The 11,778-nt window shown below is 64.0% G+C and carries 11 protein-coding genes; 3 read left to right on the plus strand and 8 right to left on the minus strand.

Annotated features, from left to right (window positions below; translation table 11 throughout):
• Positions 1–85 precede the first annotated feature (85 nt).
• Positions 86–2,476, minus strand: coding sequence for a phosphoenolpyruvate synthase (ppsA, locus tag ACFQPB_RS17800; RefSeq protein ID WP_382226164.1), 2,391 nt, complete (start codon positions 2,474–2,476; stop codon positions 86–88).
• A gap of 187 nt (positions 2,477–2,663) precedes the next feature.
• Here ppsA and ppsR point away from each other — a divergent pair, with 187 nt between their 5' ends.
• The 3 genes from ppsR (at position 2,664) to ACFQPB_RS17815 (ending at position 4,641) form a co-directional block, all read left to right on the plus strand.
• The gene (gene ppsR / locus ACFQPB_RS17805; RefSeq protein ID WP_382226167.1) at positions 2,664–3,485 is read left to right on the plus strand and encodes a posphoenolpyruvate synthetase regulatory kinase/phosphorylase PpsR; all 822 of its coding nucleotides are present in this window, start codon (positions 2,664–2,666) and stop codon (positions 3,483–3,485) included.
• Between the two features lie 7 nt (positions 3,486–3,492).
• Positions 3,493–4,083, plus strand: coding sequence for a lysophospholipid acyltransferase family protein (locus ACFQPB_RS17810; protein WP_382226170.1), 591 nt, complete (start codon positions 3,493–3,495; stop codon positions 4,081–4,083).
• A 258-nt stretch (positions 4,084–4,341) separates the two neighbouring features.
• Entirely contained in the window at positions 4,342–4,641 is a 300-nt protein-coding gene (locus tag ACFQPB_RS17815) for an RNA recognition motif domain-containing protein (RefSeq protein ID WP_382226173.1), read from the plus strand.
• A gap of 98 nt (positions 4,642–4,739) precedes the next feature.
• Here ACFQPB_RS17815 and ACFQPB_RS17820 read toward each other — a convergent pair whose 3' ends face one another.
• From ACFQPB_RS17820 to ACFQPB_RS17850, 7 genes are all read right to left on the minus strand, one after another.
• Positions 4,740–5,645, minus strand: a complete 906-nt coding sequence (locus tag ACFQPB_RS17820; RefSeq protein WP_382226176.1) for an SDR family oxidoreductase — start codon at positions 5,643–5,645, stop codon at positions 4,740–4,742.
• Positions 5,642–6,127 (minus strand): GNAT family N-acetyltransferase, encoded by a 486-nt coding sequence (locus ACFQPB_RS17825; RefSeq protein WP_382226178.1) that lies wholly within the window; start codon positions 6,125–6,127, stop codon positions 5,642–5,644. The genes ACFQPB_RS17820 and ACFQPB_RS17825 overlap by 4 nt, the downstream gene beginning before the upstream one ends.
• Positions 6,124–7,056, minus strand: coding sequence for a glutathione S-transferase family protein (locus ACFQPB_RS17830; protein WP_382226181.1), 933 nt, complete (start codon positions 7,054–7,056; stop codon positions 6,124–6,126). The genes ACFQPB_RS17825 and ACFQPB_RS17830 overlap by 4 nt, the downstream gene beginning before the upstream one ends.
• Before the next feature lie 290 nt (positions 7,057–7,346).
• On the minus strand, positions 7,347–8,363 hold the full coding sequence (locus ACFQPB_RS17835; RefSeq protein WP_382226185.1) for an NADP-dependent oxidoreductase: 1,017 nt from the start codon (positions 8,361–8,363) through the stop codon (positions 7,347–7,349).
• 23 nt (positions 8,364–8,386) lie between these two features.
• A complete protein-coding gene (locus ACFQPB_RS17840) occupies positions 8,387–8,812 on the minus strand; it encodes a PaaI family thioesterase (RefSeq protein WP_382226188.1) in 426 nt (141 codons plus the stop codon).
• Positions 8,813–8,814: 2 nt separating this feature from the next.
• Positions 8,815–9,603, minus strand: a complete 789-nt coding sequence (locus ACFQPB_RS17845; RefSeq protein WP_382226191.1) for an SDR family oxidoreductase — start codon at positions 9,601–9,603, stop codon at positions 8,815–8,817.
• Positions 9,604–9,630: 27 nt separating this feature from the next.
• On the minus strand, positions 9,631–11,463 hold the full coding sequence (locus ACFQPB_RS17850; RefSeq protein ID WP_382226194.1) for an acyl-CoA dehydrogenase: 1,833 nt from the start codon (positions 11,461–11,463) through the stop codon (positions 9,631–9,633).
• Positions 11,464–11,778: the final 315 nt, after the last annotated feature.

The following is an 11,778-nucleotide window of genomic DNA, read 5'->3' on the forward strand; positions in this document are numbered from 1 at the left end:
CACCCTACCGCCCCGATCCCGCCAAGGAAGCAGGCATGAAAAAGGCCGCACATGGCGGCCTCTGTCGAACGAAGCGGGAGAAAACTCAACCCGCCAACAACTTCCAGGTATCGATCACCGAATCTGGGTTCAGCGAAATGGAGGAAATGCCCTCATCGCGCAGCCACTGGGCAAAGTCGGGGTGGTCGCTGGGGCCTTGGCCGCAGATGCCCACGTATTTGCCTTCGGCCTTGCAGGCACCGATGGCCATGGACAGCAATGCCTTGACGGCTGGGTCGCGCTCGTCGAAGTCGTGCGCCAGCAATTCCAGACCCGAATCGCGGTCCAACCCCAGGGTGAGCTGGGTCAGGTCGTTGGAGCCGATGGAGAAACCGTCGAAGTAGGACAGGAACTGCTTGGCGAGCACAGCGTTGCTGGGGATCTCGCACATCATGATGAGCTTGAGATCGTTCTCGCCCCGCTTGAGTCCGTGTTTGGACAGCAGGTTGACCACACGCTCGGCCTGGCCCAGGGTGCGCACAAAAGGCACCATCACCTGCACGTTGGTCAGGCCCATGTCTTCGCGGACACGCTTCAAGGCCTCGCACTCCATGGCAAAGGCCTCGCCGAAGTCTTCGCTGATGTAACGCGCCGCACCACGGAAGCCCAGCATGGGGTTTTCTTCCTCGGGCTCGTAGCGGCTACCGCCCACCAGCTTGCGGTACTCGTTGCTCTTGAAGTCCGACAGGCGCACGATCACCGGCTTGGGCCAGAAGGCGGCGGCGATGGTGGCCACCCCTTCGGCCACCTTGTCCACATAAAAAGCGCGCGGCGAAGCGTGACCACGGGCCACCGACTCCACCGCCTTTTTCAGATCGGCGTCGATCTGTGGGTAGTCCAGGATGGCCTTGGGGTGCACGCCGATGTTGTTGTTGATGATGAACTCCAGGCGCGCCAGGCCCACGCCGCCATTGGGCAACTGCGCGAAGTCGAACGCCAGTTGGGGGTTGCCCACGTTCATCATGATCTTGACGTCGATCTCGGGCATGGTGCCGCGCTGGACTTCGGTCACTTCGGTTTCGAGCAAGCCGTCGTAGATGTGGCCGGTGTCGCCCTCGGCACAGCTCACCGTCACGAGCGTGCCGTCCTTCAGGTGGTCGGTGGCGTCACCGCAGCCCACCACGGCCGGGATGCCCAGCTCACGCGCGATGATGGCGGCGTGGCAGGTGCGCCCGCCCCGGTTGGTGACGATGGCGCTGGCGCGCTTCATCACCGGCTCCCAGTTGGGGTCGGTCATGTCGGTGACGAGCACGTCGCCGGGCTGCACTTTGTCCATCTCGCTGATGTTGTGCACCAGGCGCACCGGGCCGGTGCCCACCTTTTGCCCGATGGCACGGCCGCTGGCCAACACGCTGCCTTTGCCCTTGAGCTTGTAGCGGTACTCGACCTGGTTGCCTGCCTGGCTTTTCACCGTTTCCGGGCGGGCCTGCAGAATGTAGAGCTGGCCGTCGGTGCCGTCTTTGCCCCATTCGATGTCCATGGGGCGGCCGTAGTGCTCCTCGATCACCAGCGCGTACTTCGCCAGTTGCTCCACCTCGGCGTTGGTCAGGCTGTAGCGGTTGCGCTGCTCAACGGGCACGTCCACGGTCTTGACCAGCTTGCCGCTCTGCGCCTTTTCTTCCGGTGTGCTGAACACCATCTCGATCAGCTTGCTGCCCAGGTTGCGGCGGATCACGGCCTGCTTGCCGGCCTTGAGCATGGGTTTGTGGACGTAGAACTCGTCGGGGTTGACGGCGCCCTGCACCACGGTTTCGCCCAACCCGTAGCTGGACGTGATGAACACGACCTCTTCAAAACCACTTTCGGTGTCGATCGTGAACATCACGCCGGCCGCGCCCAGGTCGGAGCGCACCATGCGCTGCACGCCGGCGCTCAGCGCCACCTCGGCGTGCGCAAAACCTTTGTGCACGCGGTAGCTGATGGCGCGGTCGTTGTAGAGCGAGGCAAACACCTCCTTCATCTTGTGCAGCACGTCTTCGATGCCATGCACGTTGAGGAAGGTTTCCTGCTGGCCGGCAAAGCTGGCGTCGGGCAGGTCTTCGGCGGTGGCCGACGAGCGCACGGCAAACGAGGCCTCGGCGTTGCCGGCCGAGAGCTTGGCAAATTCGGCACGGATGGCGGCTTCGAGGTCGGCCGGGAACGGTTGGGCTTCCACCATGGCGCGGATTTCAGCGCCCACCTTGGCCAGCTCACGCACGTCCTCGGTGTCCAGCTTGTCGAGCTGGGCGTTGATGCGGTCGGCCAGACCGTTGAACTTGAGGAATTCACGGAAGGCATGTGCCGTGGTGGCAAAGCCGGTGGGTACCCGCACGCCCTGCGGCAGCTGCGAGATCATTTCGCCCAAGCTGGCGTTTTTGCCGCCAACGACCTCGACATCGGTCATTCTCAATTGCTCGAAGGGCACCACCAAGGCGGTTGCGCTGAAGCGTTCAGACATAAAAGACTCCACTCAAGTTAAAAAACCGGGGGTCTGTACCGCACCACACTTGCGTGTTGGCCTGTTGTGTTCTTCTGGGCGGGCGCCGCACACACCATCGCTGACGCGATAATCCACTGATTGTAGGTGGGCGGCGGGTGACAGCCGGCCGCCGCGCCGCACAGAACCGCCCTCAGCAAACCGCCACATGCCCCATCGCACCGCCTTTTTCATCTCCGACGGGACCGGCATCACCGCCGAAACCTTTGGCAACGCCATCCTGGCGCAGTTCGAGGCCAAACACCGCCGGGTGCGCCTGCCCTTTGTGGACGACGCCGACAAGGCCCATCAGGCGGTGCGCCAGATCAACCACGTGGCCCAGGTGGAGGGCAAACGTCCCTTGGTCTTCCTCACCGTGGTGAACATGGAAGTGCTGGAAGTGATCAAGACGCACTGCCACGGCATGATCATGGACATGTTCGGCACCTTTGTGGAACCGCTGGAAGCCGAGCTGGGCATCAAAAGCAACCACCGCGTGGGCCGCTTCTCGGACGCATCCAAAAGCCAGGCCTACCACGACCGGATCGAGGCCATCAACTACTCGCTGGCCCACGACGACGGCCAAAGCCACGCCGACCTCGAAGGCTCGGATGTCATCCTGGTCGGGGTGAGCCGCAGCGGCAAAACGCCCACCAGCCTCTACCTGGCCATGCAATACGGGGTCAAGGCGTCCAACTACCCGCTGATTCCCGAAGACTTCGAGCGGCGCCAGCTGCCGCCGGCCCTGGTGCCGCACCGCAAAAAGCTGTTCGGTCTGACCATCGACCCCATGCGGCTGAGCGAAATCCGCAACGAGCGCCGGCCGAACTCGCGTTACGCCAGCCTGGAAAACTGCCGCCACGAGGTGAACGAGGCTGAGAGCATGATGCGCCGCGCCGGGGTGCGCTGGTTGTCCACCACCACAAAATCCATCGAAGAAATCGCGACCACCATCCTGCAGGAGGTGAGGCCCGAGCGACTGGAATACTGAGTCGCCCATGCACCGCACCATTTTCACGACGCCGGTCGTCAACACATTCCTGCGTGTCTTTTCAGTGGCGTTCTTGCGCCTGAGCGGTTGGCGGATCGAGGGAGCCTTGCCCACCCACGCCACCAAAGCGGTGTTGATCGCCGCGCCCCACACCAGCAACTGGGACCTGCCCTACACCCTGATGGTGGCGTTTGCCTTGCGCCTGAACGTGTACTGGATGGGCAAACAAAGCATCTTCAAGCCGCCGTTTCGTGGGGTGATGCGCTGGCTGGGTGGCATCCCGGTCAACCGTGAGCAGTCCAGCAACCTGGTGGCCGCATCCGTGGCCGCCATCCAGGCGGCCGATGGGCCGCTGCAACTCATCGTTCCCCCAGAAGGCACGCGGAGCAAAACCCGCTACTGGAAAACCGGCTTCTATCACATCGCCGTGGGCGCCCAGGTGCCCATCGTGATGGCCTACATGGACTACCACGACAAGCGCAGTGGCCTGGGTCCGGTGTTCGAGCCCACAGGCGATGTGCAAGCCGATTTGGCGGCCATCAAAGCGTTTTATGCGCCGTTCAAGGGCAAAAACGCCACCCAGTTTGAGGCGGACTGAGGTGGGTTCGGGATGCTCCGCATCGAATATAAATTCGAATAATAAAAACCAAGACAAATATTTCAAACTGAAATATAATACGGGCTTGCTGAGGCCTCAAACCCCAGCTTCAGGGCCAGCAGCCATTGGGCGAGCCGGCCCTGTCATGTGCCCAACCCGAATGGTGGGGCACATTCTCAGCGTGGTTTTGAATGACACCACGCCTCTCTCAGTGCCGCCACACACATCCGGCGGCACACTCTCTCTGAAAGGCTCATCATGAGCAGCAAACTGTACGTGGGCAACCTGCCCTACACCATCGACGACCAAGCCCTGCGCCACAACTTCTCTGCCTACGGCAGCGTGGGCTCGGCCACCGTGATGATGGACCGCGATTCCGGTCGCTCCAAGGGTTTCGGCTTTGTCGAAATGGGTTCCGCCGAAGAAGCCCAGGCAGCGATTGCCGGCCTGAACGGCATGTCCGTCGGTGGCCGCTCCATCGTTGTCAACGTGTCGCGCCCCAAAGAGTCGAACTCCGGTGGCGGCTACCGCGACCGCGAACCGCGCCGCTCTTACTGAGCCGCCTGACAGGCCGCTGCAGCCTCGCGCTGCAGGCAAGGCCCGTCACTTCAAGAGCCGCCTTCTGGGCGGCTTTTTGCTGTCCAGAATCTCCAGGTTCAAGCCGCGCGCAGCGCGGCCTTCAGCGTCACACCCACATCTGGCCGTTCGGCGAAGGGGTCGGTGGGATTGCGTGCTTGCAACACGTCTTCCATTCGGGTCTGCACATTGCCCAGCGCGTGGGGGTGGCTGAAGATGTAGAACTGGTCCGCTTCCAGGGCAGCAAACACCTTTTGCGCCACCTGTGCGGCCGTCACCTTGCCACTGTTGACCGCCTTGCCGGTCATGGCCTGGTTGACCATCTGACTGGCGGTGGGCTTCTCGCCGGCCATGTCCTGCGGGCGGTTGCGGTCGCTCTGGTGAATGCCAGTCGCCACAAAATACGGGCACAACACGCTGGCACCGATCTGGTCGGTCACCAGGCGCAAGTCTTGGTACAGCGTTTCGCTCAGTGCCACCACGGCGTGTTTGCTGACGTTGTAGACGCCCATGTTGGGCGGGGTGAGCAAGCCCGCCATGCTGGCGGTGTTGACGATGTGGCCGCGCCACGTGGGGTCGGCCTTGGCGGCGGCCAACATCATGGGCGTGAACAAGCGCACCCCATGGATGACACCCCAGAGGTTGACGCCGAGCACCCATTCCCAGTCTTTTACCGAGTTTTCCCAGATCAAGCCGCCCGAGCCCACACCCGCGTTGTTGAACACCAAGTGCGGTGCGCCAAACCGTGCCAGCACCGCTTCAGCCAGAACCGTCATCTGCTCAGCGCAGGAAACATCCACCCGCTGCGCCAGCACCTGGGCGCCGGTGGCTTCCAACTCGGCCTGCGCAGCGTCCAGCGCGTCCTTCTGCACATCCAGCAGCACCAGGTGCATGCCTCGGCTGGCGGCAATGCGCGCCACCTCCAGGCCAAAGCCCGAACCCGCGCCGGTGATGATCGCCGTCCTGCCCTTGAATTCCGTGATCATGTGTGCTCCTCTCTGGTGGGTGGTCGCAGCATCTCGATGTGTGGGATGCCGTCTTCGATGTAAGGCTCGCCCTCGCGGACAAAACCGTGTTGTTCGTAAAACGCCTGCAGCCGCGCTTGTGCGCCGATGCGTATGGGCTGCGGGCCCCAGTGCGCTTGCAGGGCGCGCACCGCCTCGCGCATGAGCACGTGGCCCAGCCCGCCGGCGCGGGCCTGGGATGCGGTGATCACGCGGCCAATGCTCGCTTCGGCGTACTTGACCCCGGGGCCAAAACACCGCGCGTAGGCCACCAGCTCACCTTTAGCTTCGCCCATCTTGCCAGTGTGGCCCATGAGGTGCATGGCCTGCGCGTCGCTGTTGTCCATGTCCAGGAACACGCAGTTCTGCTCGACCACAAACACCTCGCTGCGCAACCGCAGCACCGCGTACAGCTCGGCAACGCTCAGCGCGTCAAAGGCCTGGAAACGCCAAACCAAGCTCATGCCACGGCGCGCATCACGTACCCCGCCCGCGGGAAATGCACGTGCACCGTGCCGGCGCGTTCGTCCACACGGCGCAGCGTGAGCTGGGTGCGGGTGGCGGCCACCAGTTCGCCTTCGGTCACCTCAAGGCCAAAACTTTCGGCCGCGATGCCGACACGGCTGCCCAGGTCGATGCCATGGTCGTTCTGGAAATGGTCGTCCGGGTGGACGGCTGGGGTGCTGGCCTTGGCCACCGCAATGGCGTCGGTGGCGCTCATTTTTTCGGGCGCACCATGGCCCAGCGCCGCCATGCGGTCCACCCAGTCCAGCACCACCGGGGTGGCCTGGAAGATGTCAGCCACAGCGGGCGTGCGGTGTCGTGTGAACCACAGCGGGTGGTAGACGGCGAAGTCGGCCACGCAGGGCGCGTCGCCCAACAGAAAATCGTTCTGCTCCAGCATGTGAGCGATGCGACGCAGGTAGCTCTTGTAGGCGCCGGTGGCGTCGGCCGGGCGCAGGCGGGTCATGCCTTGCGACATGGCCCCCCGGTCGGCCGCAAAGGCCTTGACCGCTTCGGGCGGTGCGCCTTCCCACATGCTGGCAGCACCCTTGGGCTGCAGGCTGTAGGCCATGGCGGCCCAGAACAGCGTGCTGTCGGCCCATTGCGCCACGATGCGCGCCACGCCCTTTTCCGCCGCCGGGTACAGCGAAGGCAAGGGCTGGCGGTGTTCCAGCACGTCGCAGATCAGCGCGGTGTCGCAGTAGATGTCGGCGCCTATCTGCAGGAAAGGCGTGCGCCGATAACCGCCGGTGAGCGCCAGCACATCGGGCTTGGGCATCACCATGGGGATGTGCACCGACTTCCATGCCAGCTTCTTGGCGCCCAGGATAAGGCGCACTTTTTCGGAGAACGGCGAGGCCGGGTAGTGGTGCAGGATCAGGTCGGACATGGCGCGTCTCCTTCGATGGCGTTTAGGGCCTGTTCACACTATTTTTCCGAGTGCGAACGGGGTGAAAACAGCGCCAATCTAGGCGCGCGACGACGGCCAGACTGGGCGTCTGGCCTAGGAGTGCAACGACGAGTGGCGCTGTTTTCACCCCGTTCCCTTCGGGTTGCGGCCAAAAAGGCCATGCGCGGCGTTGCGAAGCCTTGCCGGGGGCATACCCCGGCGGCGTTTCGCGCCTTGCGCATGGCCTTTTTGACTCGCAACGCATCTCGGAAAAATAGTGTGAACAGGCCCTAGATCAGCTTGACGAGTTGCTTGCCGAAGTTCTTGCCCTTGAGCAGGCCCAGGAAAGCCTCGGGCGCGCTCTCGATGCCCTGGGCCACGCTCTCGCGCGGGCGCAGCTTGCCCGTGCCCACCAGCGTGCCCAGCTCTTTCAATGCTTCCGGCCACACCTCCATGTGCTCGCTCACGATGAAGCCTTGCACCTTCATGCGGTTGACCAGGATCAGCGCCGGGTTCTGCAGCGGCAGCGGTGCACCGTCGTAGCCGGCGATCATGCCGCACACCGCAATGCGCGCAAAGGCATTGGCGCGCAGCAGCACAGCGTCAAGGATGTGGCCGCCGACGTTCTCGAAGTAGCCGTCGATGCCGTTCGGGCAGGCGGCCTTGAGCGCCTGGCTCATGCTCTTGAGGTCGGGGTGGGCGCGGTGGTCGATGGCGGCGTCAAAACCCAGCTCGTCGGTGAGGTACCTGCATTTGTCGGGGCCACCGGCGATGCCCACAACGCGGCAGCCACGTGCTTTGGCCAAGGCACCAAATGCGCTGCCCACTGCGCCACTGGCGGCGCTCACCACCATGGTTTCACCGGCTTTCGGTTCGATGATCTTGACCAGGCCGTACCAGGCCGTCACGCCGGGCATGCCCACCGCACCCAGGTGGTGGCTCAGCGGCACGTGCGTGGTGTCCACCTTGCGCAGCGCGCCGGGATCGGCGGCGTTGACCACGCTGTACTGCTGCCAGCCGCCCATGCCCACCACCAGGTCGCCCGGCTGGTACTTGGGGTGGCGCGACTCGACCACCTCGCCGGCGGTGCCGCCGATCATCACCTCGCCCAGGGGTTGCGAGGCAGCGTAGCTTTTGCTGTCGTTCATGCGGCCGCGCATGTAGGGGTCCAGGCTCAGGAAGTGGTGGCGCACCAGCACCTGGCCGTCCTGCAGCGCGGGCGTGTCGGTGGTGACGGCTTTGAAGTTGCCAACAGTGGCTTCGCCCACAGGGCGGTTGTCGAGCAGGATCTGGGTATTCTGGGTCATGGTGGTCCTCGGTGGAAAAGGGCTCAGTCGGTCGGCACTTGCGAAACGGGCGCTGCGTGGGCGCCCCAGCCGGGCACGTACTTGAAGGTGCCGGTGGCGTGGCTGCAGGCCACACCCTCGGCGTCGAATATGGTGGCCTCGGTGAAGGCCATGCTTTTGGTGCGGTGGATCAGGCGGCCTTCGGCCCGCAGCGGCGCCTTGGCAGCGCGCATGAAACTCGTTTTCATCTCGATGGTAATGGCACCCAAACCGTCAGTGGCGCTGCGCGCCGCCGCCGCCATGGTCACGTCGTGAAGTGTCATCAACACGCCGCCATGCACCACCGCAAACGCATTGAGATGCTCAGGCTTGGGTGCCAGCGTGATCTCGGAGCGCCCATTCTCGAACACCTGCAGTTCGCAGCCCAACAATTCAATGAACGGAATGCTGGTGCCAAAGGGAATCGGCATGCTCAGCCCCCAATCAGAGCCGACATACCGCCATCCACCGCCATGTGCTGGCCAGTGATGTGTTTGCCAGCATCGCTGGCAAACAGCAACGTCAGGCCCTTGAGGCCTTCATCGTCGCCCAGGCGGCCCAGCGGCGTGCCTTCTACCAGCTTCGGCCCAATCACTTCAAGCAAGCCATTGGCCATCTTGCTTGGGAAAAAGCCCGGGCAAATGGTGTTGACGCGGATGCCGTAGCGACCCCATTCGCCGGCTAGGGCACGTGTGAAATTGAGCACAGCGCCCTTGGACGTGTTGTACGCGATGGTCTGCATTTCCACCGGGTTGCCGCCCAGGCCTGCGATGCTGGCGAGGTTGATGATGCTGCCACTTTTTCGCCCGATCATGCTGCGTTTGCCCACGGCCTGGCTGAGCAGGAAATAGCCCCGGATGTTGAGGTTCATCACCTTGTCCCAGGCCTCGATCGGGTGGTCTTCGGCGGGCGCCCCCCAGGAGGCGCCAGCGTTGTTGACCAGGATGTCGATGTCGCCCATGCGCTCCAGGGTTTCGTCGGTGAGGCGCTGAATGTCGGCCTCCTTGGCGCAGTCGGCGGCGATCCAGCGGGCGTCGATGCCCTGGTCCTGCAGCGTGGCCACGGCCTGCTCCAGGTCGGCCGCCTTGCGCGAGGTCAGCATGATGCGGGCGCCGGCCTCGCCCAGGGCCTGGGCCATTTGCAAGCCGAGGCCGCGCGAGCCGCCGGTCACCAGCGCGGTCTTGCCGCTGAGGTCGAACAGTTGTTGAACCGTGCGTGTCATGTCATGTCTCCGTCAGATGTCAAAAATTCAGAAGGCCGCCTCGGGCAGGTCGGCGCAGGTGGGGTCGCGGTTTTCCACCACCGGCAGCCAGCCGGCGATCTTGGGCAGCTCGTAGTGGAAGAAATAGCGGGTGGCGGCCAGGCGGCCCAAGGTGGTGGGCTGCGTCTGGGCGGCATCGTGGTTCAACGCGGCCAAGGCCACATCGAGCCAAATCCACGCCATCACCGTGTGCCCAAAGGCCTGCATGTAGGGCACGGCGTTGGCCAAAGCCTCGGCGGGGTTGCCGGTGGCCCAGGCCGCTTTGGTGGCGGCGCCCACGCGTTGCAGCGCCGCAGCCAGCGCGTTGGCGTGGGCCGCCAGCGCGGCTTGCTGGATGGCGCGCTGCACGGTGTCGTTGATGCGCGCGGCCAGCAGTTGCAGGCCTCGGCCGTTGTCCATCAGCACCTTGCGGCCCAGCAGATCGGTCGCCTGGATGCCGTGGGTGCCCTCGTGGATCATGTTCAAGCGGTTGTCGCGCCAGTACTGTTCGACCGGGAAGTCGCGCGTGTAGCCGTAGCCGCCATGCACCTGGATGGCCAGGCTGTTGGCCTCCAGGCACCATTCGCTGGGCCAGCTTTTGGCGATGGGCGTGAGCACCTCCAGCAGCAGCCGCGCCTCGTCGGCGGCCTCGAGCGTGCCGGTATGCTGCTCGTCCACCAGGCGGGCGCAGTACAGCTCCAGCGCCAGCGCGCCTTCGCAATACGCTTTTTGCGCCAGCAACATGCGCTTGACGTCGGCGTGTTCGATGATGCGAATTTGGGGTGCCGACGCGTCTTTGCCTGCGGGGCCCACGGCCCTGCCCTGCGGTCGGTTCTTGGCGTAATCCAGGCTGGCGTGGTAGCCGGCCAAACCCAGCATGGTGGCGGCCATGCCCACGCCGATGCGGGCTTCGTTCATCATGTGGAACATGCAGTGCAAGCCCTTGCCCGGCTGGCCCACCAGGTAGCCCACGGCACCGGCTTGGCCGTTCACGGGAAACTTGCCTTCGCCGAAATTGAGCAAGGTGTTGGTGGTGCCGCGCCAGCCACACTTGTGGTTGAGGCCCGCCAGCGCCACGTCGTTGCGTTCGCCGGTGAGTTGGCCGTTCACATCGACCAGCTTTTTGGGCACGATGAACAGGCTGATGCCACGCGTACCGGGAACCAGCTTGCCGTTGTCGTCCGGTATCTTGGCCAACACCAGGTGAACGATGTTCTCTGTCAGCTCGTGCTCGCCAGCCGAAATCCACATCTTGTTGCCAGTCAGGCGATAGCGCGGTCCCAGCGGATCGGTTTCAAACCCATCGCCGTCGGGCACGGCACGGGTCATCACGTCGCTGAGGGACGAGCCCGCCTGCGGCTCGCTCAGGCACATGGTGCCCGACCAGCGGCCCGAAAACTCGTTGAGCGCGAACACGCGCTTCTGCAGCTCGGTGCCATGTTGCATGAGCAGGTTGGCGTTGCCGGTGGTCAACATGCCACTGCCGATGCTGACCGAGGCCATGGCAAAAAAGGCGTTGCCCGAGGCCTCCACCGTGTAGGGCAACTGCATGCCACCGATGGCGTAATCCTGCGCGGCGCTGAGCATGCCGCTGTCGGCGTAGGCTTTTTGGGCGTCGTGGGTGGCTTGGGGCAGGATGACCTTGTCGCCATCAAAGTGCGGCTCCTGGGTGTCCACCAGGCGGTTGAAGGGTGCGTACTTGTCGCGGGCGATGCGTTCGCAGGTGTTGAGCACGGCATCGAAGGTGTCGCGCGAGTGGTCGGCAAACCGCTCGCGGGACGACAGCGACTCGACACCGAGCCACTGGTAGAGCAAAAAATCAAGGGTGGGACGCAGACTCATGGGGCTCCTCGACCGGGGGAGCGCCCACTGTAATGCGCTCAGGCGCGTGGGCTTGACCCCTGCATGACAGCAGCACGGGTTTTCAGGGTTTCCACGGGGCGCTCGCCGAAGCGGCGCTGGTATTGCGCAGCGAAGTGGCCCATGTGCAAAAACCCGTGATCGGCCGCCACCTGGGTCACGGCCACCCTGCTTCAACATTCGGCATGACTGCGCCCACCGAGTCGGTGGTTTTCTCGACGGTCGTACGCCAAATCCAGAGTCCGCGCCTTGAGAGAAAAGCGACTTTTTAGGCATCCGAAACGGATGCAGAATAGG

Source organism: Hydrogenophaga atypica (genome assembly GCF_042665215.1).
In the GTDB taxonomy this organism is placed as follows: Bacteria; Pseudomonadota; Gammaproteobacteria; order Burkholderiales; family Burkholderiaceae_C; genus Hydrogenophaga; species Hydrogenophaga defluvii_A.